At 65.4% G+C, this 25,435-nt stretch carries 27 protein-coding genes; 12 read left to right on the top strand and 15 right to left on the bottom strand.

What is annotated here, in order from left to right:
* Positions 1-164: 164 nt before the first annotated feature.
* On the bottom strand, positions 165-1,820 hold the full coding sequence (locus HGO92_RS13990) for an HNH endonuclease signature motif containing protein (RefSeq protein WP_169995830.1): 1,656 nt from the start codon (positions 1,818-1,820) through the stop codon (positions 165-167).
* A 104-nt stretch (positions 1,821-1,924) separates the two neighbouring features.
* Entirely contained in the window at positions 1,925-2,725 is an 801-nt protein-coding gene (locus HGO92_RS13995; RefSeq protein ID WP_169995832.1) for an SDR family oxidoreductase, read from the bottom strand.
* A gap of 104 nt (positions 2,726-2,829) precedes the next feature.
* On the opposite strand from HGO92_RS13995, the gene HGO92_RS14000 reads away from it, so the two are divergent.
* Together HGO92_RS14000 and HGO92_RS14005 are read left to right on the top strand one after the other, a co-directional pair.
* The gene (locus tag HGO92_RS14000; RefSeq protein WP_169995833.1) at positions 2,830-4,152 is read left to right on the top strand and encodes a pyridoxal phosphate-dependent aminotransferase; all 1,323 of its coding nucleotides are present in this window, start codon (positions 2,830-2,832) and stop codon (positions 4,150-4,152) included.
* A gap of 161 nt (positions 4,153-4,313) precedes the next feature.
* Entirely contained in the window at positions 4,314-4,643 is a 330-nt protein-coding gene (locus tag HGO92_RS14005) for an N-acetyltransferase (RefSeq protein WP_169995835.1), read from the top strand.
* Positions 4,644-4,688: 45 nt separating this feature from the next.
* Here the strand turns inward: HGO92_RS14005 and HGO92_RS14010 are convergent, their stop codons facing one another.
* Positions 4,689-5,705: a magnesium and cobalt transport protein CorA gene (locus HGO92_RS14010; RefSeq protein ID WP_169995837.1), complete on the bottom strand. Its 1,017-nt coding sequence runs from the start codon at positions 5,703-5,705 to the stop codon at positions 4,689-4,691.
* A gap of 194 nt (positions 5,706-5,899) precedes the next feature.
* On the opposite strand from HGO92_RS14010, the gene HGO92_RS14015 reads away from it, so the two are divergent.
* Both HGO92_RS14015 and HGO92_RS14020 read left to right on the top strand, forming a co-directional pair.
* Complete coding sequence (locus tag HGO92_RS14015) at positions 5,900-6,145, top strand: hypothetical protein (RefSeq protein ID WP_205834495.1); 246 nt, start codon at positions 5,900-5,902, stop codon at positions 6,143-6,145.
* Positions 6,146-6,154: 9 nt separating this feature from the next.
* Positions 6,155-6,532, top strand: coding sequence for a glyoxalase superfamily protein (locus HGO92_RS14020; RefSeq protein ID WP_169995839.1), 378 nt, complete (start codon positions 6,155-6,157; stop codon positions 6,530-6,532).
* Positions 6,533-6,554: 22 nt separating this feature from the next.
* On the opposite strand, the gene HGO92_RS14025 is transcribed toward HGO92_RS14020, so the two are convergent.
* The gene (locus tag HGO92_RS14025; protein ID WP_169995841.1) at positions 6,555-6,905 is read right to left on the bottom strand and encodes a DUF1801 domain-containing protein; all 351 of its coding nucleotides are present in this window, start codon (positions 6,903-6,905) and stop codon (positions 6,555-6,557) included.
* 388 nt (positions 6,906-7,293) lie between these two features.
* On the opposite strand from HGO92_RS14025, the gene HGO92_RS14030 reads away from it, so the two are divergent.
* Positions 7,294-7,524, top strand: a complete 231-nt coding sequence (locus tag HGO92_RS14030; protein WP_169995843.1) for a hypothetical protein — start codon at positions 7,294-7,296, stop codon at positions 7,522-7,524.
* A 137-nt stretch (positions 7,525-7,661) separates the two neighbouring features.
* Here the strand turns inward: HGO92_RS14030 and HGO92_RS14035 are convergent, their stop codons facing one another.
* Both HGO92_RS14035 and HGO92_RS14040 read right to left on the bottom strand, forming a co-directional pair.
* Positions 7,662-9,008 (bottom strand): MFS transporter, encoded by a 1,347-nt coding sequence (locus HGO92_RS14035; protein ID WP_169995845.1) that lies wholly within the window; start codon positions 9,006-9,008, stop codon positions 7,662-7,664.
* Positions 9,009-9,053: 45 nt separating this feature from the next.
* Positions 9,054-10,337 carry a M20 metallopeptidase family protein gene (locus tag HGO92_RS14040; RefSeq protein ID WP_169995847.1) on the bottom strand — a complete coding sequence of 428 codons (1,284 nt, stop codon included), beginning with the start codon at positions 10,335-10,337 and terminating at the stop codon, positions 9,054-9,056.
* A gap of 124 nt (positions 10,338-10,461) precedes the next feature.
* Between HGO92_RS14040 and HGO92_RS14045 the strand changes: the two genes are divergently transcribed.
* The gene (locus HGO92_RS14045) at positions 10,462-11,469 is read left to right on the top strand and encodes an Lrp/AsnC family transcriptional regulator (protein WP_169995849.1); all 1,008 of its coding nucleotides are present in this window, start codon (positions 10,462-10,464) and stop codon (positions 11,467-11,469) included.
* A 29-nt stretch (positions 11,470-11,498) separates the two neighbouring features.
* Here the strand turns inward: HGO92_RS14045 and HGO92_RS14050 are convergent, their stop codons facing one another.
* Both HGO92_RS14050 and HGO92_RS14055 read right to left on the bottom strand, forming a co-directional pair.
* Positions 11,499-12,527, bottom strand: a complete 1,029-nt coding sequence (locus HGO92_RS14050) for an NAD(P)H-dependent flavin oxidoreductase (RefSeq protein ID WP_169995851.1) — start codon at positions 12,525-12,527, stop codon at positions 11,499-11,501.
* Positions 12,528-12,663: 136 nt separating this feature from the next.
* Complete coding sequence (locus HGO92_RS14055; protein ID WP_205834496.1) at positions 12,664-13,458, bottom strand: NAD(P)/FAD-dependent oxidoreductase; 795 nt, start codon at positions 13,456-13,458, stop codon at positions 12,664-12,666.
* Positions 13,459-13,532: 74 nt separating this feature from the next.
* Between HGO92_RS14055 and HGO92_RS14060 the strand changes: the two genes are divergently transcribed.
* Positions 13,533-13,832, top strand: coding sequence for an acylphosphatase (locus HGO92_RS14060; RefSeq protein WP_169995853.1), 300 nt, complete (start codon positions 13,533-13,535; stop codon positions 13,830-13,832).
* Positions 13,833-13,919: 87 nt separating this feature from the next.
* Complete coding sequence (locus tag HGO92_RS14065) at positions 13,920-14,561, top strand: superoxide dismutase family protein (RefSeq protein WP_169995856.1); 642 nt, start codon at positions 13,920-13,922, stop codon at positions 14,559-14,561.
* A 15-nt stretch (positions 14,562-14,576) separates the two neighbouring features.
* Here HGO92_RS14065 and HGO92_RS14070 read toward each other — a convergent pair whose 3' ends face one another.
* Positions 14,577-15,689 (bottom strand): HNH endonuclease family protein, encoded by a 1,113-nt coding sequence (locus HGO92_RS14070; RefSeq protein WP_346768962.1) that lies wholly within the window; start codon positions 15,687-15,689, stop codon positions 14,577-14,579.
* A gap of 198 nt (positions 15,690-15,887) precedes the next feature.
* Between HGO92_RS14070 and HGO92_RS14075 the strand changes: the two genes are divergently transcribed.
* Positions 15,888-16,847, top strand: coding sequence for a diacylglycerol/lipid kinase family protein (locus HGO92_RS14075; RefSeq protein WP_169995858.1), 960 nt, complete (start codon positions 15,888-15,890; stop codon positions 16,845-16,847).
* A gap of 2 nt (positions 16,848-16,849) precedes the next feature.
* On the opposite strand, the gene HGO92_RS14080 is transcribed toward HGO92_RS14075, so the two are convergent.
* Positions 16,850-17,482: a TetR/AcrR family transcriptional regulator gene (locus HGO92_RS14080; protein WP_169995860.1), complete on the bottom strand. Its 633-nt coding sequence runs from the start codon at positions 17,480-17,482 to the stop codon at positions 16,850-16,852.
* 362 nt (positions 17,483-17,844) lie between these two features.
* Between HGO92_RS14080 and HGO92_RS14085 the strand changes: the two genes are divergently transcribed.
* Complete coding sequence (locus HGO92_RS14085) at positions 17,845-18,093, top strand: SCO4226 family nickel-binding protein (protein ID WP_169995862.1); 249 nt, start codon at positions 17,845-17,847, stop codon at positions 18,091-18,093.
* Positions 18,094-18,180: 87 nt separating this feature from the next.
* On the opposite strand, the gene HGO92_RS14090 is transcribed toward HGO92_RS14085, so the two are convergent.
* The 4 genes from HGO92_RS14090 to HGO92_RS14105 are packed head-to-tail and all read right to left on the bottom strand — an operon-like array spanning position 18,181 to position 21,811.
* Entirely contained in the window at positions 18,181-18,570 is a 390-nt protein-coding gene (locus HGO92_RS14090; protein ID WP_169995865.1) for a universal stress protein, read from the bottom strand.
* Entirely contained in the window at positions 18,567-20,297 is a 1,731-nt protein-coding gene (locus tag HGO92_RS14095; protein ID WP_169995868.1) for a tripartite tricarboxylate transporter permease, read from the bottom strand. The genes HGO92_RS14090 and HGO92_RS14095 overlap by 4 nt, the downstream gene beginning before the upstream one ends.
* Entirely contained in the window at positions 20,298-20,801 is a 504-nt protein-coding gene (locus tag HGO92_RS14100) for a tripartite tricarboxylate transporter TctB family protein (protein ID WP_169995870.1), read from the bottom strand. It lies immediately after the preceding gene.
* Positions 20,798-21,811 carry a Bug family tripartite tricarboxylate transporter substrate binding protein gene (locus HGO92_RS14105; RefSeq protein ID WP_169995872.1) on the bottom strand — a complete coding sequence of 338 codons (1,014 nt, stop codon included), beginning with the start codon at positions 21,809-21,811 and terminating at the stop codon, positions 20,798-20,800. The genes HGO92_RS14100 and HGO92_RS14105 overlap by 4 nt, the downstream gene beginning before the upstream one ends.
* A 234-nt stretch (positions 21,812-22,045) precedes the next feature.
* Between HGO92_RS14105 and HGO92_RS14110 the strand changes: the two genes are divergently transcribed.
* A complete protein-coding gene (locus HGO92_RS14110) occupies positions 22,046-23,623 on the top strand; it encodes an ATP-binding protein (protein WP_169995998.1) in 1,578 nt (525 codons plus the stop codon).
* Positions 23,620-24,288 (top strand): response regulator, encoded by a 669-nt coding sequence (locus tag HGO92_RS14115; RefSeq protein ID WP_169995874.1) that lies wholly within the window; start codon positions 23,620-23,622, stop codon positions 24,286-24,288. Before HGO92_RS14110 ends, HGO92_RS14115 begins: the two co-directional genes overlap by 4 nt.
* A 197-nt stretch (positions 24,289-24,485) precedes the next feature.
* Here the strand turns inward: HGO92_RS14115 and HGO92_RS14120 are convergent, their stop codons facing one another.
* Positions 24,486-25,409, bottom strand: coding sequence for a hypothetical protein (locus HGO92_RS14120; RefSeq protein ID WP_169995876.1), 924 nt, complete (start codon positions 25,407-25,409; stop codon positions 24,486-24,488).
* Positions 25,410-25,435: the final 26 nt, after the last annotated feature.

Genomic DNA, 25,435 nt, shown 5'->3' on the forward strand with positions numbered 1-25,435 from the left:
GCTGTAGGCCGGAATTTCAGTGAAACCTTGCATTGAGACCTCCGGCGGGTTCCGGTGCGGGGCTCCTGGCCCATAACGGCGGAATAACAATATGACGGCCGATCAACCGCAGCCGGCGGCCGTCCTGGGTCCGTTTTACACCGGGCAGGAGAACGGCAACGGCCTCAGAAGGGCGGCGGGTGCGCTTCCTCGTGGGACAGCAGAGGGAGTTGCGCCAGCGCGGTCAGATTGGCCGGTTGAAACGGATCCTGAGGATCAGGTTGTGACGGCTCCTCCGACCCAAGGTGCCGAGGATCGTGCGCGCGACTCCCCTGCCCGGTTCCCGGTTGGAACGGATGGTCGTCCGGTTTGGCGCTTCTTCGCCTGCGTGCCGATGGATCCAGTGGGCCGATTGGCTCCGGAACGTCGAGATATCGGTGCCCGGTTGGGGCTACCCATTCCAGCACTCCGCCGTCCAACTGCCGGCATTTCCAACCGGCCAAGTGCTTAAGGTCATGATGCAATTTGCAGAGAGAAGCGAGATTGAGCAGCCGCGACAAGCCCCCGTCTTCCCACGCCACCGTATGATCCGTTTCGCAGCTTGCGGCCGGGCGGTCACAGTTGGGGAATCGGCAGCGTTTGTCCCGGAACTGGACCCAGCGCTTGAGCGCCTTGGGTGGAACGCGTTTCTTCGCCGCAGCACGGACGAACGTGCCATCATCCGAGATGAGAACCGGCAACCAGCTTTTGGCGAGCCCGGCCAGTTCCCGGGCCAGCGACGGCGGGAGCGGGCCGAACCCGGCCAAGTCCCCTGGTGCCTCGGACAGACCGAGCAAGGTTTCCAGTGAAACTGTGACGCTCAGGCCTGTGATGTTGATGGTTCCGCATGATCCGGACTTGGTCGTTCCGGAGTCCCCGGTCGGTACCGACTCGTCGCTGGCCGACTGTTGGCCGCGGGCTTCCAGCGGCGCAGCGTCCGGGTTGAGCAGCATCTCGCAGAATACGTCCGCCCGCAGCTGGGGCAGCGTCCGGGATTCCTCCGGGCCCTGCAGAGCACGGGCGCCAGCCTCCACACGGTCCTGGATCATCGCTGCGGAATGTGCAGGAATCTTCGCGTAGCAGTCCGCCATGCCGTCAGGCTGCGGCAGGAAGACTACCTCGCGTTCGGCCGCAGCCCGGTGGAAGCGGATTTCCAGTGGCTCCGGGTGCAGCGCATCGCGGTGTTTTTCCGCGAACTTCGCCAGCCTGCCCCGTGTCAGCGACGGCGCTTTCGGCAGCACTGCTGCTTCAAAATCGCTCAGCACAGCGTCCGGCAGGCTGGTTGCAGCGCGCGCAATTACCGTGGCCCGCTGCTGATCCAGCCGGCCGGCCTCCATGGCGTCTGCCGTGCCGGGCAGGAAATCATGGATGAACTTAGCCTCTTTGAGCGCTTTGCGGGCCGATTGGTTCGGCATCGCCAGAGCGGCTGCTATTTCCCCGGCTGCGAATTTTGAGATGCCTTCCTGCCCCGGACCATCAAGCTGCGGTCTCAGTTTCGCGAAGCGGTTAAGGGCGGCCGACTGCAGGGAGTCCGTCCAGGCGCGGTGCCTCGCGGAAGCCTTGAGGAACTCGATGGCATCATCGTCATCGAGTGAGTCCGGATCGATCGAAGCCAACAGTTCCCCCAGCTTGGCCGGCGGCAGAATCTCCCAGCTGCCGACGAGCCGTTCCACCGCGGATTGGCTGTTGATCATGGCCTCCACGGCCGCTTCCGCGAGAGCCTTGTAGAGGCCGCGTTCCAGCATGGAACCTCGGGGTTTGTCCGAAGGCAACTCGGTCCGCATCGCGTTGTCCGTGCTCATGGTCTTACGCTATCCGCTGCCACTGACACTATCTGGGCAAGGAATCCCCAGGAACAGCATCGGCGACGTTCAGCGGGAGCATCTGAACGCGGACGAATCCGGCGTCAGCCTTTCCGCCATTCTCCACTGGTGATATGGGACCCGGCCTGCGGCCCCATTTGGAGCATGCCGCCGTCCACAGCCCAGGAAGCCCCGGTGACGTAGCTGGCTTCCCGGGATGCGAGGAACGCAATCACAGCCGCTACTTCCCGGGCATCCCCGGGCCTGCCCAACGGGATGCCCGGGCGGTCCTTCTCCCGGGGATCTTCGTCCGTCTGCCCCGTCATGGGCGTAGCGATCTCCCCGGGTGCAACGGCATTCGCCGTGATCCGGTGCTCGCCCAGCTCCAGGGCCATGGTTTTTATCAGCCCGCCCAAGCCGTGTTTTGCGGCGTCGTAGGCAGAGGACCCCACGCGAGGCTGGTGTTCATGCACGCTGGTCACGGCAATGATCCGCCCGCCATTACCCGCCGAAACCATCCTCCGGGCCGCCCGCTGCATGCAGACGAACGCGCCGTCGAGGTCGGTGGCCACTACCTTGCGCCAGGTCTCGTAGCCGGTGTCCAGGAACGGTTCGCTGGCTCCGGTGCCCGCGTTGTTGACGAAGACGTCAAGCCCGCCCAGCTCCTCCGCGAGACTATCGACGACGTCGCCGCAATCAGGCAACTCGGTGGCATCCAGCCGGGCAACGACGGCCCGCCGTCCCAAAGCGCGGACCTCCGCAGCGGTGTCCTCCGCGCCGGCTTCGTCCCGGTGCCAGGTCACGCCGATGTCCAGGCCGGCTTCCGCGAGGGCGACGGCGGTGGCCCGCCCGATGCCTGAATCCGAGCCGGTCACGATAACCGTTCTGGGTTTGAACTCGCTCATACGCCCATTGTTCCCAAGCCCTCAGCAACGGACTACCCCTTGCCGGGAAATGGCCGGGTGGCGCAGATCATAGGACGTTTGCGCGCGATATGAAAGCATGGACTATGCGTCCTATGCAACACTCCAGCAAGCTCCAGAACGTCCGGTATGAACTGCGCGGGCCTATCCTGCATGCGGCCAAGAAGATGGAAGCCGAAGGGCAGCGTATTCTGCGCATGAACCTTGGTGACCCTGCGCCGTTCGGGCTGGAAGCGCCGGAGTCGATTGTCGTGGACATGATCCACCATTTGCGCGAGGCCCAGGGCTACAGCGATTCCAAGGGCATTTTTTCCGCCCGCACGGCCATTTCGCAGTACTACCAGACCAAAGGCCTGATGCAGATCGGCGTCGAGGATATCTTCATCGGTAACGGCGTCAGCGAGCTGATCTCCATGACGCTGCAGGCTTTCCTGGAAAACGGGGACGAGATCCTCATCCCGGCGCCGGACTATCCGCTCTGGACTGCATCGGTCACCCTCAGCGGCGGCGGGGCCGTCCACTACCTCTGCGATGAGGACAACAACTGGTGGCCGGACATGGCGGATCTGGAAGCGAAGATCACGGAGCGCACCCGCGGCATCGTCATCATCAATCCGAACAACCCTACGGGTGCCGTCTATCCGCGGCACATCATGGAGCAGTTCGTCGAGCTGGCACGGAAGTACGACCTGGTGCTTTTCTCGGACGAGATCTACGAAAAGATCACCTACGAAGACGCGGTCCACATCCATACCGCTTCCATTGCGGACGACGTTGCCGTCCTGACCTTCAGCGGTCTGTCCAAGGCGTACCGGATGCCCGGCTATCGTGCCGGCTGGGTCGCCGTCACCGGGCCGCGCGCCGCGACTGCCGCATACCGCGAGTCGCTGGAACTGCTGGCGTCGTTGCGGCTGTGTGCCAATGTTCCCGCCCAGCACGCCATCCAGACCTCACTTGGCGGCTACCAAAGCATTAATGATCTGGTGCGGACCGGCGGGCGGCTGCGTGAGCAGCGGGATCGGGCCTGCGAACTGCTCAACGCGATTCCGGGCGTTAGCTGCGTTCCCGCCGCCGGTGCGATGTATCTCTTCCCGAAGCTGGATCCGGAGATCTACCCCTTCAGTAATGACGAGCAGTTCGTGCTGGACCTGCTGCAGGAGCAAAAGATCCTGGTCTCGCACGGCACTGCCTTCCACTGGCCCACCCCGGACCATTTCCGGTTCGTCATCCTGCCCTCGGTGAATGAAATCGAAGAAGCGGTACGCCGCATTTCCTCGTTCCTGGCCCTCTACCGCAAGAAGGCGGCAGCCGCTGCACAGACCGCTACGGCACAGCTGTCGCTGACGGCCATGGCTCAGGCTCAGGCGCAGGTCCAGGAAAGGGCGGCCGCCAGTAAACACCTGGCATAGCGCCTGGACGCGGTTAGTCCGTAAGGGGCAACTGGGCGCCCCACGCTTCCCCACACTTCCCCCAAGATGCAACTGGTAGGCTTCGGCTCACTACCAAATGTGCCTTGGGGGAAATGTGCGCAGAAGTTTTGTACTGGCCCCAACCTCTACTCACGGAGGCAATGATGCCCGTTGTCCGTCATAATCCCGCCGCGTCGCAGTTCGACATCTATGACAACGGCGTGGTGGCCGGCTACCTCAGGTACCGCATGGAGGGCAGCGAGATCTGGTTCCTGACGACAACAATCATGCCGCGCTACCAGGGCAAGGACTTCGAGACCGAACTCATCCGCAGCGTGCTCGACGACGCGCACCATCGCCGGTTGGGCGTACTCCCGTTCTGTCCCGAAGTGCGAAAGTTCATCGCCGGCAATCCGCAGTACCTCCAGCTGGTTCCGCCGGCCCAGTTAGGCAGCTTCAAGCTCGGTCCCGCCGGCGCGCCAACAACGTAGCTGGCCAGAGACGGCTTGCCGGTGCACCTATAGGTTCAGGGCAGCTCAGAGCCACTTCAAACGCTTGAACACGATATAAAGCCCGACGCCGATGCCCACCATGAGCGCCAGAGCGAACGGATAGCCGAAGGCCCATGCCAGTTCGGGCATGTACTCGAAGTTCATGCCGTAGACGGCACCCACCAGGGTCGGGGCGAAAAGGATAGCGGCCCAGGACGAGATCCGCTTGACCTCCTCGTTCTGCGCGAGGCTGGTCTCGGTCAGGCGGGTCATCTCCTCGTTCTGCCGCTGCGCCACGAGCGTGGAATGAACGCTCAGGGCATTCTGGAGCAGGGCACGGAAGGCGTTGACGCGGTCCACCACGCGGATGACATGGTCATGGACGTCACGCAGACGCTGCTGCAGTTCGAGTTCCACGTCGTATTTGTCGGATCCGCGCTCCAGCGACCCGAGCATCTGGTCCAGCGGCTGGGTGGCCCGCTGGAATTCGATGACTTCGCGGTGCAGTTCATAGATCCGCCGTGAAACATCCGGGTTTCCGCCGAAGAGGTCGTCTTCGATTTCGTCAATGTCGTTTTCCAGGCCGGCCACCACCGGCGCGTATTCATCCACAACCTGGTCCAGGATCGCGTACAAAACTGCCTGCGTCCCCTTGGCGAGAAGTTTCGGGCTGGCTTCCATCCGCCGTCGTACTTTGGCCAGTCCCGGTGATTCGGCATGGCGGACGGTGACGACAAAGTCAGGGCCCACAAAGATGTGCAGCTCGCCGAACTCCACTTTCTCCACGTCGTCCAGGTAGCGGGCCGGGCGGAGCACCATAAAGAGGGTGGTCCCGTAGCGTTCCAGCTTCGCGCGCTGATGCCCGGACAGCGCGTCCTCCACAGATAGCTCGTGCAGATCGAACTCGCGGGCAACGGTGCGGACATCTTCGGCGTTGGGCCGGTACAGGCCGATCCAGGCCATGCCCTGGTGCTCGCGCAGCAGCTCGAATGTCTCGTCCAGGCCTTCCGGACTCGCCGTGCGGTGGCCGTCCACATAAACCGCGTTGTCCACCAATGACATCCGCTGTCCCTTCTCCCGGAGCCTTGTCGCCGCATGGCGGCTGGAACCATGCCAATCTACCGCGTCGGCGTCCGGGCCAAGACATTTGGCATCAGGTAAACACCGGATGAATTCCTGCTCCTGCCCATGGCGCCGCGCCGGTGCGCTCAGCGAAGGTGGGAACGGCAACACGTCCAACCGGCACGGAGGCAACAATGGATTCGACCCGCATTGAAGATTGGGACCTGCTCCCGGGAACCCTGGTGGAAGTCCGCCTGCGCGGCTCCATTGTGCGTACGGGCAGGGTGGACGCGGTCTCGCTCAAGGCCGAAGTCCTCTGGCTGGCCAATGACGGGGCGCATCCCCGGCAGCTCTTCGAGAAGGCCGAAGGGTACGAAGTTTGGCTTTGCGGCGCGGATGAAGACAGCCCCGGTCTTCCGGAGAGCGAGCTGGCGGTCTAGCGTTGTCCCATGGACTGGAAACTTGAGCTAGTTGCCGTACCCGTCAGCGACGTTGACCGGGCGAAGAAGTTCTACGTTGACCAGGTCGGTTTCAACGCCGACCACGACCACCGGGTCAGTGATGACCTGCGTTTCGTCCAGCTCACGCCGAAGGGCTCGGCCTGCTCCATCGTGATGGGAACCGGCATCACGGATATGGCCCCGGGCTCGCAGAAGGGGTTGCAGATCGTGGTCGATGACGCCGCAGCCGCCCGGGATGAACTGCGCGGACGCGGGGTCGAGACGAGCGATGTGGACGTGCAGCCGTGGGGCCACTTCGTCTACTTCAGCGATCCGGACGGCAACACCTGGGCGCTACAGCAGATGCCGCCGCGGGACAGGGCGTAAAAGTACGACGGCGGGGCCTGAGCTAGGATTCTTGTTCCAGCTCCCGCGCCTGCCGAAGCCAGTCCGCGAACAACTGCTCGTCTACATATTGTTCGGAGGCGAGCTTCACGGACGCCATCTGCCGCGATCCCGCCTCGAGCTTGCCTGACGGGTCCGTGAGCTGCTGTCCCTTCCAGAGCCCGAAGGTCACGTACTTCGAATAGGCTTTAAGCAGCGCAACCGGTTCACCGTCCATGAACCACACCGGGTGGCCATGCCACATCCGGGACTCCGCCTCCGGCAGGCCCGCCTCGATGACCTTCCGGGCCTTGGCCGCAGCTTCTTGCAGGCCCTCGTCCAAGGCGCCGATGTACTCGTCGATGGTGTCCGCCACGTTTGGGTCCCCGCTGTTCTGTGCCCGGAGCGATCCGGCCCCTGCCGGCTGTTCGGATACAGACTCTTACCCGTGCCGTCAGCTGTCAAGGACACGGGCATCCAGCCCGAGGAAGACAAGGAAAAGAAAAAGCGCAGCAGCGGGAATAACACCCGCCCGGTCCTCGTTGTCAAATATTGAGACTGCAAATCGGTCCCGTGAGTACAGCCTTGTACTGGCAGAGTTTCTGCGGTGAATGTCATTCCCGCACTCTGCCGCGGCTTTCCTCGAGACCGGCCGGTTTGCCAGCTTGCTGCGCTACCCCCACTTAACCGGGGCCCGGTGTCCTTTGTGACGCCGCTGGTTTCCGGTGCTGCTGCCCTATTTACCGATCGATACAGGAGGTCTTATGACACTACCGACAATCACTGCTACCCCCACCCGGATCCGGAATCTCGGAGCGCTGCGCCGCGGCGACGCCGTTGAAGCGAGGATCGAGAACGACGTTCAGTACCGCGGCCGAGTTGTCCGCACCGCACCCGGCGTCGGCCTGGTGTGGATCCGTGAGGACGACGGCGGCGACCGCCGCACGGTCAGCCAGTCCGATTATTCAATTTGGCGGGTTCCCGAGGTCGCATAGGCGCGGCTTCTTCCCATAGAAGAAGGTCCCGGTGGCCGGCTGTTGAAGCAGCCGGCTACCGGGACCTTTGTTGTATCAGCAGTTGTATCGGCGGCAACGGGCAGACAGCCGGCTTGGCGGCGGACTGCCCAAACCCGTTAGTGTGCAGGAACCGCTACCGGCTCCTCGCGCAGGTCCTTGCCCTTGGTCTCCGGGATGGTGAAGATGAACGCGACGCTGACCAGCAGCAGGGTCACCGTGTAGAACGCGAAGGCGTTGGGGCCGGCGTTCGCGGTCAGCCAGCTGTTCAGGTACGGGGCGGTACCGCCGAACAACGCCACGCAGATGGAGTACGGGACACCGACGCCGATGGTGCGGATGCTGGTGGGGAACAGTTCGGCGTAGACGGCCGGGACAATGGCCGCGCTGGCCGCAATGAAGATCAGCATGACGGACATGGACACCACGAGCTGCCACGGTGAGTCCTGCAGCAGCCAGGTCATCGGGAAATGCATCGTGGCCGCTCCGATGGAGCTGATCCACAGCACCGGCTTCCGGCCGATCTTGTCCGAGACCTTGCCCCAGATGGGCAGCGCGATCAGGAACACAATGTTGGCGATGACACCGGACCACAAGGCCGCGCCGCGGTCCATGCCCAGGCTGGTCGAGGCGTAGGTCGGGGCGACGATGCCCCAGGTGTAGTAGACAACGGTGAGGCCCACGGTCAGGCCGATGACCTGCAGCGCCTGCTTGCGGTAGCGGATGATCTGCGGCCACATCGGCTCGCGCTTTTCCTGCGTGGTCTCCTGCTCGAAGAGGTCGGTTTCCTTCATCCGGGTCCGCATGACCAGGCCGTAGAGACCGAGCGCTGCGCCCAGCAGGAACGGGATGCGCCAGCCCCAGGCGAGCATCTGCTCGCTGCTGAGGACAAGGGTCAGCACCGCACCGAGCAGGATGCCGAAGAGAGTGCCCACCGTGCCGGAGGTGTAGATCAGGGTGGCCCAGAAGCCGCGCTTTTCCTTAGGCGCCATCTCCGAGAGATAGGTCTGCGAGGACGGCAGCTCGCCGCCATGCGCCAGGCCCTGGATCAGCCTCGCGATCAGCAGCGTCACGGACGCGAGGGCACCCATCGCCGCATACGTCGGAGCGATGCCGATCAGCAGGCTGCCCACCGATGCCAAGGCCACTGCCAGCGTCATCGAGTACTTGCGGCCGATGCGGTCTCCCAACCAGCCGAAGACGAACCCGCCCAGCGGCCGGGCGAGGAAGCCCACGGCGAAGATCGCCAGGGTCGCCAGTACGGCGGAGGCCGGATCCTCGTTGTTGAAGAGCTGGCCGGCGAAGAACGGGGCGAAGGTCGCGTAGACGGCCCAGTCGTACCATTCGATGGCATTGCCGACGCCGGTGCCGAGGATGGTCCGGCGTGCACTGACCACCGGCTGCGGCGGCAGGTGCTTGGCCGGGTGCCCGGGATGGGCCGGGTTGGTTTCAGCGTTCGTTGTCATGGGTGGCTCCTGGGGAAGGACGTTCGGGAAGGGGTTCTTGGTTTGTCAGCGGGTCCGGCCGGCGGCGAGCTCGGCGATCCGGGTCAGCGCCAGCTCGGCGTAGAGGGCGGTCCCGTCTGCCAGTACGTTGTCGTCGAAGGTGGCGAACGGCGAGTGGTTGAAGGGGGCCGTGCGGTGGTCTTCGCCGGGGGCGGCAGCCGAGAGGCAGATGAAGCTGCCCGGCACCTCGGCCAGCACCCGGGAGAAGTCCTCGGAACCGCCCAGCGGCTGGGCCATCCGCGAGTACCGCTCGTCGCCGAAGAGCGAGGTGATGATCCGTTCGGCGTTGTGCGTCTCGTCCACATCCGTGACGGTCAGCGGATATTCGGGCTGGTAGTCCACGGTGACGGTTAGTCCGTGCGCTGCGGCAATGCCCTCCAGCAGCTGCGGAACCGCCGTCATCATTTTCTCCCGCGAGGCCTCCGAGAAGGTCCGCACCGTGGCCTCGAAACGGGCGCTTTCCGGGATGACATTGCGCTTGGTGCCGGCCTGCAGCAACCCGACGGTGAGCACTACCGGGTCGAACATGTTGAACTGGCGGGTGATCATGACCTGCAGGGCGGTAACCATTTCGGAGACCGCGGTGACCGGGTCCTTCGCGCTGTGCGGGGCGGAGCCATGTCCGCCTGCGCCGTGCACCGTCACGAAGAGCCCGTCCGAGGCCGACATCAGGATGTCCGGCTTGGTGAAGAACCGGGCGTTGGGCTCCAGTCCAGCCATCACATGCATGCCGAAAGCTGCGTCGGGATGTTTGCCGGCTGCATCCAGCACGCCTTCGCGGATCATGACTCCGGCGCCGTCGCAGCCCTCCTCCCCCGGCTGGAACATGAGTACGACGTCGCCGGCCAGCTGGTGCCGGCGCTCGGCGAGGAGGGTGGCGGCACCGGCGAGCATCGCGGTGTGCAGGTCGTGGCCGCAGGCATGCATGGCGCCGTCGATGCGGGAGCTGTAGTCCACGCGGGTGGCTTCCTGGAGGGGGAGGCCATCCATGTCGCCGCGCAGCAGCACCACCGGACGGTCAGCAGCTGCAGAACTTCCGGCAGAGGCGGCCGCTGCGGCGTCGTCGTTCCCTGCGGTGTACTGGCCCAGACCCGCGGTGCCGCGAAGAACCGCGGTCACGGACGTGGTGTCCTGACCGAGCGTGATTTCAAACGGCAGGCCATCGAGGGCTTCCAGCACCTTCTCCTGCGTCCGGGGCAGGTCCAGGCCGATCTCCGGCTCCTGGTGCAGCCGGTGACGCAGCCGGACAATTTCATCCTGCAGCTCACGGGCATCCGCTGTGACGGTCATGGGTTCCAACTCCTGACAAAAAGACGTTTCAACCATTATTCAGTGACCGGACTCACAATGGGCTAAAATCCAAGAAAACAACATCAAAGCTTTCCGATTCCGAAGAAACGATCACTCTCGCCCCATGGATCTCAGCGACGACGACAGAGCGCTCATCAATCTCCTGCAATTGGCGCCTCGGATCAGCTGGACCGACGCCGCAGCGGTCCTGGACCGGCACCCCGGAACGCTGGCGGCACATTGGCAGCGGTTGCGGGCAGGCGGGCTGGCCTGGATCACCGCGCACCTGCTGGGCGATCCGGATGAAATGACGCTCAGTTTTGTGGACGCCGACTGCGAGTTGAGCCGGCGGCAGGAAGTCGAGGATGCGCTGTGCGCCATCCCGGAAGTTGTCTCGCTGGAAGAATCCGCCCGGAACCGGGATCTTGTCCTGACCGTGGTGACGCAAAGTTGGGCGGCGTTCACGCGTACCGTGCTGCCCGAACTGGCACAGATACCCGGCCTGGTCCGCTACCAAAGCGGAGTCTGCACCGCCCTGCACACCGGCGCCGACGCCTGGGAGCTGGACGCGCTCAGCCCGCAGCAGCGCGCCCGCTTCCGGAAAATCCAGCGGCCTCCGGCGGGCACCTCCGCGGGTCCGCCGCCGTCGTCGTACTGGCCTATTGTCCAGGAGCTGAGCCGCAACGGCCGCGCCACCGCAACCGAGATCGCGCAGGCTACCGGGCTGCACCCGGTCACCGCGCGCCGCCAGCTCAACCGGGTGCTTGAATCCGGCACGCTGGCCTTCCGCTGCGAGGTGGCGCAGGATTACTCCGGCTTCCCGGTCAGCTGCCAATGGTTTGTGGACGTACCGCCGGACCAGCGGCTCCATGCCGCGGCCGTGCTGCGGCAGATCGGGCAACTGCGCCTGTGCGCCTCCACCACCGGAACCAGCAACTTCACGTTCATTATGTGGCTGCGCTCGGCCTCCAACGTCACCGACATCGAGGCGGATTTCCTCGCAGCCGTGCCGGGAGCGCGCATCGTGGAGAGTTCGCTGACGGTCAAATTCGTCAAGCGGGTGGGCTGGATACTCAACACCGACACCACGGCGACGGGCGAAGTGGTGGTGCCGCGCCCGCCGGCTGTCTGAGTTGGGGGCTGGCTGGGACGCCGGCTGGCTCAGGCCACCCGGCCGATCCGCCGCGCCACGTCCGCGGCCGGTTCCGCCGTCGCGTCCGGAAAGCCGACGCCGGCCCACAGGGACATCAGTTGCGGATCCTGCGCCTCGGCGGCCGCAGCCCGGACGGCACGCGTGAGCTGGTTGACCTGCGGGTAGACTGCCGGGGCGTACTTGCCGAACCCGCGGATGAAGTCATTCTCCAGCCCGCGGGCCAGCCGCCCGGAGAAGGCCCGGGTGAGTGCGGTTGAGCTGAAACGGGCGTCGATCAGGGCGTCCTTGTAGAACTTGGCAGCGCCGGATTCGGGCGTGCGCAGGAACGCGGTGCCGGCCTGCGCCGCCACGGCCCCGAGCTCCAGCGCCCGTCCCACATGGGCCGGGGAGCTGATTCCGCCGGCCGCCACCAGGGGAAGGCCGACGGCGGCCCGCACCTCGGGCAGCAAAGTTTCCAGCGTCTGGTCATTGGGTTCGGTCCGCACGGTGAACGTCGAGCGGTGTCCGCCCGCTTCCGCGGACTGCACTACCAGTACGTCGCAGCCGCGTGCCTCGGCGGCGCGGGCGTCCTGCGCGTCGGTCACCATGGCCCACACGGAAATGTTGGCCCGGTGCAGTTTGTCGACCGTCTCTTCATCCGGCAGTCCGAAAGTGAAGGAGACGACTGCCGGCCGCGCTTCAACCATCAGCTCCAGTTTGCTGGCGTAGTCGTCGGTGTCCTGCCAGTCCGGCTCCGGTACCGCGGCCTCCAGGAACTCGGTGAGCCGGCGCCGGTAGGCTTCGACAGCGTCGATGTCTTCGGCGGCCGGTGCCCCCGCAGTGCTCGCGGGCACGAAGAGGTTCACCCCGAATGGCTTGTCTGACAGCGCGCGCAAGTGCGCGATCTCCTCGGTTACCTTGCCCCGCGCTTTCAGGGCACCGGCCAGAAAACCCAGCCCGCCGGCGTCGTTCACTGCCGCGGCCAATGCAGGGGTGGACGGACCTCCCGCCATCGGGGCGGCGACGACGGGCAGTTTAAGATCGGCTGGAGTCCACATATCCGAAGACTACCTAACCGCCGGCTGCCGCCACATCTTCGCGTACCAGTTCGGCGTTGACGGAGACGGCCACCCGGTAGGCGTCTCCGGCGGCGGCGATGAGCTGGGCGGAAGGATCATTGGCGTTGCCTACAGCCTAGACCCCCTCGATATCCGTCTTGCCGATTCCGTCGGTGGTGATGCAGCCGTCCTCGGCCCGGCCGCATCCCAGCGACGACACAACCGGCGAATCGACCGCGGCTTCAGGTTCAACGAACAGGGCCTGGCAATCAACCCGTTGCCCGTCCGCCAGTTCAAGCGCGGCCAGGGCATCGCCTTCAACGACCAGCCGCTTCACCTGCCCCGGCACAATCGCCACATCCCGGGCAGCGAGCCGCCGGCGCTGGATATCATCCGGCTCCCCGGAGGTATGCGTGAACAGCGTGACCTGCGGAGACCATTGGCGGACGAGCAGGGCCTGCTCGAAGGAAGTATCGCCGGTGGCGAGTACCCCGAGCTTGCGGTCCCGGACCTCCCACCCGTGGCAGTAGGGGCACTGCAGCAGGTCCTTGCCCCAGCGCTCGTCGGCGCCGGCCAGCTCCGGGAGTACGTCGCGCAGCCCCGTGGCCAGGATGAGATGCCGCCCGCGCACCTGGCTGCCGTCATCGAGGACCGCGGCACGAGCATCCGTAATGTCCACCACGGTCCCTTCGATCAGGTCAACGCCATAGCCGCGGACCTCCTCCCGCGCCAGTCGGAGCAGTTCCGCCGGGGTGGCCCCGTCCCGGGTGAGAAAGCCGTGCGCGTGCGAGGCCAGCTGATTGCGCGGAGTGCCGGCATCCACCACGGCTACTCTGCGTCGCGCCCGGCCGAGCACCAGCGCTGCACTGAGGCCGGCGACACCGCCGCCGACGATGACGACGTCGTACTCCTGTTTCTGCGTGGTGGTCATGAACCAGTCTTACCGTTCCGGCCTTCTTCGGGCCAGCCCTCGACCATCCGGCTCCGGCTGGCTACGTTGGAAGCATGGCTATTGATGACGAGGCACAACAGGACCGAACCCGGCTTCTGGCCATTGTGAGCGGGCAGGTCCAGGGGGTCGGCTTCCGCTACTGGACGCGGGAACAGGCCGAGCAGCTTGACCTGCACGGTGCCGCCATGAACCAGCCCGACGGCTCCGTCAAGATCGTCGCTGAGGGCCTGAAGGCAGCGGTCGAGGATTTCCTGGCCCGGCTGGATTCGGGCAACAGCCCCGGGCAGGTTCAAAATATCGATGCCACGTATTCACGGGCCACCGGAGAGTTCACGCGCTTCGGGGTCGGTTAGCCGGATGCTCTGGCACTTCGGTTGGGCCCGTGGCACGCTGAATGTGCGGAAGCACTTGGAGCACAACTAGCTACGGAGACTTGCATCGTGAAATCTACATCCAATCTTCTGACCATCGGGCTTGCTGCCGTGGCCCTCGGTTTGAGTGCGTGCGGCGCTCCCGAGGGCGCCGGAGAAGGGCCGGGAGTCGGGCCGGCGACGGAAACCTTTTCGCCGGAGGCATCCGAAAGTGCCGGAAGCGCCTCGGCGATGCCCACGGGAGAGCTTGGCTCGGGAACGTTTGCCGAGTATTCCGAAGGGGCGGTCGCGGTGACCTACAACCCGTCCAGGGTGCCCGAAGGTTCCTCGGCACAGGTCGATCTGGAGGAGGCCGAGGGCAGCACCACCGTGTCCCTGTCCGTCGAAGGACTGGAGCCGGACATGATGTACGGCGCCCATGTCCATGTAGGCGCCTGCGGCGAGGATCCGGACGATGCCGGCCCCCACTACCAGAACGAGCAGGACCCCGAGACCCCGTCCACGAATCCGCAGTACGCCAATCCGGAGAACGAAATCTGGCTGGACTTCAGCACGGATCCCGAAGGCAATGCCGAAGCTCAAAGCAGTGTTGACTGGCAGCTGAGGGAGGGCGAGGGCCGTTCCGTGGTCATCCACGCCATGCACACCAAAACGGAAGAAGGCGAAGCCGGCACCGCAGGCGACCGTCTGGCCTGCATCACCATCCGCTGACGCTAACGCCTACCCCTACGGCAGGCTCACGCAGGCCAACAGGTCGCCGTCGGCGTCCAACCCGCCGATGTCCCCCATCGTCGGGTGGTAGTACTCGAACCACGTTTGGGCTTCGGCATGGGTGCCGAAGGTCGAACAGTTCACGTTGCGTGCAGGCGCCGGCAGCGGGCCGGCACCGCCCGGTGCTGCGTTGCCCGCTTCCGGCGCGGGCGTCCGTGCCGGTGCACTGGCGGCGGGTGCCTTGGCCGCCGGAGCCCCCGCCTGGGCGAGGGGTTCCTCCACGAGGGCTGAACCGGCAGCAGCTTCATCCGGGCAGTCGGCCAGGATCCGTTCCATCGCGTCGTGCTCTGCCATCGTCACCCAGAGCGAGTAGGCGGCCTTGACCGAGATCTGCCGGGAGACGTACGCGCACCGGAAGGACTTGTTCTGAGGCAGCCAGGTGGCGGCGTCGCCGTCGGACTTCTGGCTGTTCATCCGCTGAGTGGTCGCCAACAGGTTCAGCGGATCGTTCGCCAGCAAGGTGCGCTGTTCAAGGGTCAGCTGCTGCGCGCCCTTCTGCCAGGCATCGCTGAGAGCCACCACGTGGTCCACGGGGACCAACCCGCTGGTCTCCTGGCCGCGGGTGAATTCCACCGTCCGTCCCGAGTACGGATCCTGCAGCACGCCGCTGATCACCCGGCAGGATTCGTTGCTGCGGAAGCTGGGCGAGCCCAGGTCACGCGCGAGGATGTCGTTCCGGGTGTCGCAGCCGTTGCGGTCCACATCCGCCCAGGCCTGCCCGAATTCGTCGCGGTCATACCCGGTCTTCGGCGCGCGGCCCTTGATCGGCAGGGTTTCCAGCAGCGCGAGCGCTGCAACATCGGGCTCCTGCCGGTCCTGCGGCTCGACCGGTTCCGGTTCGCGGCTTCGCTCCGCTGGAGCAGGTACCTTCGCCGGCGGGCTCCCCGGGCCTGTTGGTGACCCAGCCGACGTCGGCGGCGGCACCGCCGCTGCCGACGTTTGGCTGGGCGCCGGGCTGCTTTGGCCCCTGCTTTCCTCCGCGTCCGCCGACGTTCCGGCGATCAGCCAGAGAACCAGCAGCACAACGATCAGAAATCCGGCCGCAATGAACCGCCGACGTGGCCTCACGGCCGCTTGTTTCTCCCCCAAAGGAACTCTTCCCCCAACTTAAACCGTCTTCACCTACACAGTACCGCGCGGTTCCGACAGTCTTCGGGGACTCAAGCGCCACTCCTTCGGGTTCAATCACCCGCCGCGCGCCCCGGCGTGGCGGGCGCGCGGTTAGACTCGTGTCAAACACTGTCAGCACAAAACCTGAGGACGCACATGACCGAGCCATCGCACACGTCCCAGCGCGCCGCCGTCGTGCTTAATCCCATCAAGCCGACAACCGTGGACATCCGGGATCTGGTGTCAAAAATCAGCGCAGACGAGGGGTGGGACGAGCCGCTCTGGCTGGAAACCACCAAGGAAGACCCGGGCCACGGCATGGCTCAGCAGGCTCTGGACGAGGGCGTGGATCTGGTGATCGCCGCCGGTGGCGACGGAACAGTTCGCTGCGTCGCCGAAGAACTTGCCGGCACGGACACGCCGCTGGGGCTGCTGCCCTTGGGAACCGGAAACCTGCTGGCGCGCAACCTCGATCTTGACGTCGATGATCCCGAGGGCTCCATCCGGGTCGCCATCACCGGTACCGAACGCCGTCTTGACGTCGTCCACGTGACAGTCGACCGCGCCATCGAGGCGCACGTTTTCCTAGTCATGGCCGGCCTGGGCTTCGATGCGGCGATGATGGGCGATACCCGCGACGATCTCAAGGACAAGGTCGGCTGGCTGGCCTATGTAGACGCCGGAATCCGCAATCTGCCCGGCAAGCCGCAGCGGACCAAGATCACCATCGACGGCGGAAAGCCCATCGGCCGCCGGCTACGCAGTGTCATGGGCGGCAATTGCGGCAAGATCATGGGCGGGCTGGAAATCTTCCCCGGTGCCAAGATCGACGACGGGCTGCTGGAAATCATGACCGTGGCACCGCACGGGACGTTCGGCTGGCTGGGGGTGGCCGCCAAGTTGCTCCGCCGCGGCAAGGGCAAGGACCCTTCGATCGAGTATTTCCAGTGCAAGTCTGCCGTGATTGAAACGCAGGAGCCGCAGGACATCGAGATCGACGGCGACTATCTGGGCAAGGGCACGCATATCGCCATGCGCGTTGAACCCAACTCCCTGCGTGTGCGGATGCCTTATGGCAAGAAGGATCCGGCCATCCTGACCAGCCCGGAACCCTAAGCCTACCCAGCGGCCTCTGGACGCGGCCGGTGCGCTTCAAGCAGCCAACCGGCCATCGTCCGGGCCCGGCTGGCCGCCTGCCGGTCCCCTTCCGCGGCCAGAATGATGGCGCCCTTCATCAGCAGGTGCCAGGAGTTGGCGAACGCTTCAGTATCGGCCAGACCTGCCTCATCGCCCCACCGCCGCAACTGGTTACGGATCCTGCCCAGATAGTCAACGCAGGCCTGGCCCAGCGGATGGCCTGCACCCATCTCCAAGAGCACGTTGACGAAGGAACAGGCTTCAAAATCCTCGCGCTGGAACCACTCATCGAAGACGTCGAAAACGGCCAGCAGCCGCTGCTCCGCGGTGTCGGCTCTACGCATTGCTTCGGCAACCACGTAGCCCGTGGTCCACACATGGTCCCTGCGTTCCAGGAAGGCCAGCGCCAGATCATCCTTGGAGGGGAAATGACGGTAGAAGGTCGCCTTGGCGACGCCGGACTCGCGGATCAGCTCGTCAACGCCGACGTCCCGGATGCCCCGCCGCGAAAACAGCGCGTACGCAGCGGTGAGGATCCGCTCCCTCGGATCAAGGCGAACGACGGCGGGTGCTCCGGTTGCGGCACGACCATCAGCTTCGATCCGTAGTGTCATGGAACACATTGTAGCGGGTAGACAGACCTGTCTTTCTTTCCAGCACCCAATATGAAAGACTGATCCTGCAGCGCGCGGCTTGCCGCCCGAACCCCCAACCGGGCGCCCCCGCGCGTAAGCCCTCGGCAGAGACCCCCAACTTCTGCCGAGGGCTCTTTGCTTTAACCGGATGCTTGTCTTGCCATGGGCGGTAAGAGGACCATGTAAGTAGGGCTTCCGAAGAGAGTCCTTGCCGCGATCCGTTTCAATAGACGCTGATGTATGGGCACAAATCCCCTGGTCCATCAGCGGCCACTTGGAATGACCGGGCGCCACCCGCCCATAGTAATTTTGCTCAACGTCACCAGAAAAGGAAAGTTGTCATGCCCGAGTTCATGGATGTGCACCACAACATGGTTGGCATCACCGCAGAGGCTCTCAAGGAGGCCCATAATGCGGACCTTGCCATTCAGGATGAAGAAAAGGTGGAATTCAAAAAGGCATGGGCCGATCCGGAGAGCGGGGTTGTCTACTGCCTCTCCGAAGCACCGTCTGCCGAGGCCGTCCAGCGTATCCACGAGCGCGCGGGCCATCGCGCCGACGAAGTGCACCCGGTACCGCTCGTCGTCTGAGGCCCTTGCCAGCGCATTAAACAGAGGAACCGCTCCCACCGGGGGAACGGTTCCTCTACATTTAGCTCTTTTCCAGTGACCCGCGGACTACGCCTTGACCGCGAGAACCGGGCACTCTGCCTGCAGCAGGATCCGTTGCGCGGTGCTGCCCATGATCAGCTTGCCCACCGGAGTCCGCTTGCGCAGCCCGATCACGATCAAGTCCGCCCGGTGGGTTTCCGCCGCATCGAGCACCTCATCGGCGGCATCGTTCCCGCCCATGGGCTGAAGCAGGATGTGTTCCACCCCGGAGGCCGCCAGCCGGCTGTCCAGCGCTTGGGCAGCATCGGACTGGACAAACCGCTGGTCCACGAAGACGTCCCCGCGGGTCGAGTTCACCACGACCAGCGGCGCTTTGGCGCTGGCCGCTTCGCTGATGGCCCGTTCCAGGGCGGCTTCGCCTTCCGGCGTGGGGATGTAGCCCACCACTATGCTCATGATCGCTCCCGTTCATTTTGGATTTCGTCCGAGCGGTGGCGCCCTGCGGGTTCCGCGGGACCGCCGCCGCTGCTGCCGGCATGCTCCGGCAGGACACTGCCCGTGTCCTTGTCATGGTCCTTGTCATTGTCATTGTCACTGTCATTGTCGCCGTTGGCATCACCATTGGCCACGCTGCCGTCGTCGTCGGTTGCAGCGGTTTCACCCGGTGCCTGCGGGATGTTGCCGAGCAGGACTGACTCCGGCCGGCGCCTGTGGATGACCTTCAGCGCCAGCGGTGCGAGCAGTACCAGTGCCACGATGATGTAAACAACGACGGCGACCGGCTCACTCCACAAGCCGGAGATGTTTCCGGCGCTCAGCTGCAGCGAGGTGCGCAGCGACTCCTCGGCGCGCGGGCCGAGGATGAGCCCGATGACCAGAGGCAGCACCGGCAGACCATAGCGGCGCATGGCGAAGCCCAGCAGGCCGAGCAGCAGCAGGATCACCAGGTCGAACGTCTGCAGGTTGACTGCGTAGGCGCCCAGGGTGGCAAAGAACAGGATGCCGGCGTAGAGGTAGGGGCGCGGCAGCTGCAGGAGTTTGGCCCAGACCGGCGCCAGCGGCAGGTTGATCAGCAGCAGCAGGGTGTTGCCGATGAACAGGCTGGCGATCAGCGCCCAGACCAGCTGTGGCTCGCTGTCAAAGAGCAGCGGTCCGGGCTGGATGCCGAACTGGATGAAGGCAGCCAGCATGACGGCGGCGGTGGCGTTGGTCGGCAGGCCCAGGGCCAGCATGGGGGTCAGGGTACCGGCGGCCGAGGCATTGTTGGCTGCCTCGGGGCCGGCAACACCCTCGATCGCGCCGTGGCCGAATTCCTCCGGGTGCTTGGAGAGCTTCTTCTCGGTCACATAAGAGAGGAACGTGGGAATCTCGGCGCCGCCGGCAGGCAGGGCACCGAACGGGAAACCGTACGCCGTTCCGCGCAGCCAGGGCTTCCAGGACCGCTTCCAGTCCTGTTTGCCCATCCAGGGCCGGCCCACCGGAATGGTTTGCATCGGCTTGCGGCGCAGATGCGCGGCAATCCAGAGGGCTTCGCCCACCGCGAAGATGGCGACGGCGACAACCACGATGTCCAGCCCGTCCACCAGCAGCGGCTGGCCGAAGATGAGGCGCTGCTGCCCGGTGACCGGGTCGGCGCCGACCAGGCCGATGGCCAGGCCGATGCCGAGGGCGGAAAAACCACGCAGCTTGGAGCCGCCGAGCACGGCAGTCACAGCGATGAGGGCCAGGACGATGATGGCCAGGTAGCTGGGGTCGCCAAGGCTGACGGCGAAGTCCACTACAACCGGGGCGAAGGCCACGAGCAACGCGGTGCCGATCGTGCCGGCGACGAAGGAGCCGATGGCTGCTGTCGCCAGCGCCTGGGCCGCACGGCCGGACTTGGCCATCTTGTGGCCTTCGATCGCGGTGATGACCGTGGACGATTCGCCCGGGGTGTTCAGCAGAATGGAGGTGGTAGAGCCGCCGTACATGCCGCCGTAGTAGATGCCGGCGAACATGATGAACGCACTGGTCGGTTCCAGCGAGTAGGTGACCGGCAGCAGCAGGGCCACGGCCATGGCGGGGCCGATACCCGGCAGCACGCCGACGGCGGTACCCAGCAGCACGCCGATGAAGGCGTACAGCAGGTTGATCGGCGTTGCCGCCGTCGAGAATCCCTGCATCAGCAGGTCGAATGTCTCCATTTAGAGCACTCCTTCCAGGAGTCCGGCCGGCAGTTTGATGCCCAGACCGAGGTAGAACCCGTAGAAGGTGCCCAGGGCCATGACCACGGAGATGATGCCGTCACGGATATAGCGGCGGCTGCCCAGCGCCCAGACACTGCCCCAGAAGAGGAGGGTTCCGGAGATGACCCAGCCGACGGTATCGATCAGGGCAATGTTGAGCACGAATGCGCCCAGCAGCGGCACGACGGTACGCCAGTCGGTGGGATGCGTCAGGTCCACGTCTTCGCCGCCCTCGGCTTCGCCGTGGCCGCCACGCAGCACGTTGATGGCCAGCAGCACGGCACAGACCAGCAGCAGTGCCCCGACGATGTACGGCAGGGTCTTCGGGCCGACCGGGTCGGCCTGGGAATACGGGACGTTCAGGGACAGCGCGTCGAGGATGACGATCACGCCGAACGCCCCGAGCAGGGCCGCGAGGCCCAGCTCGGAGCGGCCTTTCAGCCGGGAAACCAGCTGTTTCATGCAAGACCCAGTTCGGTCAGGACGTTGGCCACGCGCTCATCCTGTTCCTTCAGGAACGTGGAGAACTCCTCGCCGGTGGCGAAAGCGTCGGTCCAGCCATTGGTTTCGAGGGCCTGCTGCCACTCGGGGGTGCCGTGCATCTTCTCCAGTGCGCCGATCCACTTCTGCTTGTCTTCTTCGCTGACGCCCGGAGGGGCAACGATGCCGCGCCAGTTGCTGAACACCAGGTCGATGCCGGATTCCTGCAGGGTGGGGGCGTCGACGCCCTCGAGGCGCTCTTCGCCGCTGGTAGCCAGGACGCGGATCTCGCCGCTCTTGATCTGGTCGATGTACTCGCCGGCGCCGGAAGCGGCGAAGCCGAGCTTGTTGCCCAGGATGGCCGGCAGCAGGTCGCCGCCGCCGTCGTAGGACACGAAGTTCACGTCCTTCGGGTCGATGCCGACGGTCTGGGCCAGCTGCATCGGCAGGAGGTGGTCCGGGCCGCCCGGCGAGGAGCCGCCGCCGACGCTGACCTTGGACGGATCTTCCTTCCAGGCCTTCACCAGGTCGTCGATGGTCTTGTAGGGCGAGTCCTTGGAGACCATGATGGCGCCCGGCTCCTGGATCAGGCGGGCCAGCGGAGTGGTCTCGGTCAGTTTAGACTCGGAGTCGTTGGTGTAGCTGGCGCCCACCACGCCCAGGCCCATCAGCATGGCCAGGTCGCCGTTGCCTTCTTCGTTGACGGTACGGGCCAGGCCTACGGTGCCGCCGGCGCCGGCCAGGTTGAAGACCTCGATGTTGGAGGCAATGTCGGTTTCCTCCATCACCTTCGCGGCAACGCGGGCGGTGGTGTCGTAGCCGCCGCCGGGCGAGTTCGGGACCATGATGCGCAGGTCGGTGACCGGGCCTTCTGCGGCCGCCGAGGTGCCGCCGGCTTCGCTGCTGCTGGAACCGGTGACACCGCAGCCGGACGCTGCCAGGGCAATGCCTGCCGCCACGGCGGCCAGGCGGAATGCGTTGAATCGACGCATGGGAATCCTCTTCTCATCAGGAGTACGAATAAGACCACGGTATGGGTAGCCGTGATGCCCGTCACGCTTGTGTTCTCAAAGAAAGTTGTGTTCATTGTGGTCACGCTCACATGCCCGGAATGGGCGGGATAATGGGTATAGTTCACCCGATCAACCGGGGACATGGACCGGTTCCGAGGTGGAAGGACTTCAGTGCTCAAGCACGCCGGCAGGCTAACAAGACGACGCCGACGCATCACCCTGGCAGGTCAGTATCTGGTCCTGCAGTTGCTGATAGTGCTGGCAGTGCTCCTCGGCGTCATCGCCATCTCGCTGGCTCAATCCGCGCAGGCTTTTGAACGCGTCGAAGGACGCCGGGCCCTCTCCGCCGCCGAAACCCTCGCGGCGATGCCTGCCGTGCGCTCACTGCTCCCCGTCGCCGAGCCGCGGCTGGGCTCCGCGCTGCCGGCGGTGGCCGAATCCGTCCGGACTGTCTCCGGTTCCACTTTCGCCATCCTGGCCAGGCCGGACCGCACCATCATCACCTCGCCCGATCCATCCCAGTTGGGCGAACTCCTGCCGCTGGGCGAGAGCAGCGTCCTCTCCGGTCGGTCCTGGACCGGAGCGGTCAACATGGACGGCACCACCTCGCTGGTGGCACATGTTCCGGTGATCGACGATGACGGGCAAACGGTGGGAATTGCCGCCGTCGGGCGTGAATACCCCTCCACCTGGGAGCGCCTGGGCCAGGCTGTCCCCAACCTGCTCACCTATCTGGGCGTCTCGCTTGCCCTCGGCACCGCCGGTTCCCTGCTGCTGGCACGGCGCGTCAAACGCCAGACACTGGGCCTGGAGCCGGAGGAGATCGCCGGGCTGGTGGAGCACCGCGAGGCCATGCTGCACGGGGTGAAGGAGGGCGTCATCGCGCTGGACCCGCAGCTGCGGATTACGCTGACCAATGACAGCGCGCGCCAGCTGCTAGGCCTGCCGCTGGACTGCGTTGGCCGCAACCTCGACGAGCTGGACCTGATGCCGCAGCTTCGCGAGGTGCTGACCCGCGATCAGGCGGACGCGGACCGGCTGGTCCTGGTCGGCGAGCGGGTGGTGGTCTTCAACCGCATGCCGATGCGCTCCCGCGGTAGGGTGATCGGTTCCGTCACCACTCTGCGCGACCGCACCGAACTCTCCTCGCTGGAAAAGGAACTGGGCGCCACCCGCACCACCACGGACACCCTGCGCGCGCAGACCCACGAGTTCGCCAACCAACTGCACACCATCTCCGGCCTGATCCAGCTCGGCGAGTATGACGAAGTGGTCAACTTTGTCGACGGCGTCAGCCTCAGCCGCACCCGGCTCTACGATGACGTCACCAGCCGCATCCAGGATCCGGCCGTGGCAGCCCTCCTGATCGCCAAGGCCAGCCTCGCTGCCGAACGCAATGTTGCGCTGGAACTGGCCGAAGGGTCCGTCCTGGGCCGGGCGGATGATGAACTGTCCCGGGACCTAACTACCGTCGTCGGCAATTTGGTGGACAACGCCCTCGATGCCGTCACGGGCATTCCCGCCGCAACCGTCCGGATCCGCCTCGAGGACGAGGCCGACGAGGTTCTGGTCATGGTGAAGGACTCAGGCTCGGGGGTGGCCGTGCAGTCCTTGGAAGACATCTTCACGCAGGGTTTCACCACCAAAACGTCACAGAACGACGGCGGACGCGGCTTCGGTCTCGCGCTCACCCGGTTAGTATGTCTGAGGCGGAACGGCGAAGTGAGCGTCCACAACGACGGCGGCGCCGTGTTCACCGCCCGCCTCGGAAAGCGGAGCGTACAGTCATGATCAAGGTACTTATTGTCGACGACGACTTCATGGTCGCGAAGGTCCACGCCGGCTTTGTCCGGCAGACGCCCGGATTCGCCGTCGTCGGCGTTGCCCACACCGGTGCCCAAGCGCTCGTGGAGGCCAAACGTCTCCAGCCGGATCTGGTCCTGCTGGACATCCACCTGCCCGACATCAGCGGGCTGGACCTGCTGCAGCAGCTTCGCGAAGAGGTGCCCGAGCTGGACGTGCTGGTGATCAGCGCCGCCCGCGAGGTAGACACCGTGCGCCGGGCGCTTCGCGGCGGAATTGTGCACTACCTGATGAAGCCGTTCTCCAACGAGGACCTGCGCGAGCGGCTCGAACACTACCAGCAGGCCTACCGCCCGCTCGCCTCGTCCAAGAGCACCGCCGAGCAGTCGGACGTGAACCGGGTCTTCGGGATGAGCAGATCCGAGCGGCCGCTGCCCAAGGGGTGCAGCGTCGAGACCCTGCGTCTGGTCGAGCAGCTGCTCCGGGACACCGGAACCGATCTCTCGGCCAGCGAAGCCGCGGACCGGCTGGGCACGTCCCGGGTCAGCGCCCGGCGTTACCTCGAGTACCTCAGCGACGACGGGCGCGTGGAGGTCCAACTCCGCTACGGCGGGGTCGGCCGCCCCGAGCGCCGCTACGCCTGGCGCTCCTGAGGAGTACGCTTTCGGCCATGACGAGTACCAACACGGTGTTCGGCTGGGCTTTCGGGGACGGTGCCCGTGCCGACGACAAGGATTATTTGGCCAGCCTCCGTCAGGATTCCCTCGCGAACGCGCGGCAGGAAGCAGCTCGGAAGGGAGTGGACGTTGTCCCGGATTCGGCTGACTTCACGCTGGTCTCGGACAAGGATTCACTGATCGACCTGGGTGAAGCCGGGCAGAACCGGATTGTCATGCGCTGCACGGTCGACGTGGCGGGCCCGGGTGCCGGACAGCTGCGGGCCGAGGGGCCGATGAACGGCTGAGACGCCGGCTGCCGGAGGATCCGGACGCGTATGTCCCAGATAACGGCAGAAGAAGACAGCCGTTCCCCACGCCACCGCGAGGATGGACAGCCCGACGCTGTTCACTGAACCCGCGCTGGCGGGATAAAGAAGCCAGGTGGCTCCCAGCACCACCGAACTGATCCAGCAGCTAGCGCCAAGCAGGGTGCGGCCCGGAGCCCAGAAGGTCATGACCAGAACGGCCAGCGAGAGGTACAGGCCGAGCGCGGCCTGCACAGGCCAGTGGGTCAGCCCCCAGGTGATGTCGTCTTCGATGCCCGGCGTTTGCGAGAGCTCCACCGCCGTTGCCGCATACGCCCACCAGAACGGAACCCCCACCAGGGCGAGCAGGAGCAGCGGGCCGCTGGGATCCAGCGCCGCTTCCGTGCGCCGGCGCTGAGGCTGGCCGCTGGTATCCTCGGGGCTGCCACCCGAGCTGCCGCTTCTGTCGTGCCGCCCGGCCACGGAACTGAGCACGGTCATGGGGATGAGGATGGCCGCCACTACCAGCGGTGACGTGTCATGCGTGAAGATCCAGGCCAGCAGCAGTGCCGCCGCGGTGGTCCACAGCTGGACCAGGGCCGGGGCCGGTTCCTGTGGCCGGGCGGCTATGGCCAGGAAGGCGCCGCTGATGACGAAGGTGAAGAGCACGCCCCAGCTGGCTTCCAGCCCCATGACAGCGGCGAAGCCTTCGTTGGCACTGAAGACCGTGAGCAGATCGACGACCCCGAAGAACGCCACCGCCCAGAACAGCACTGCCAACCCCGCCCAGATACGGGCACCGGCGACCATAGACAGAAGTCTATCGCCGCCGGTGC

It is taken from the genome of Crystallibacter degradans (genome assembly GCF_012952295.1).
In the GTDB taxonomy this organism is placed as follows: domain Bacteria; phylum Actinomycetota; class Actinomycetes; order Actinomycetales; family Micrococcaceae; genus Crystallibacter; species Crystallibacter degradans.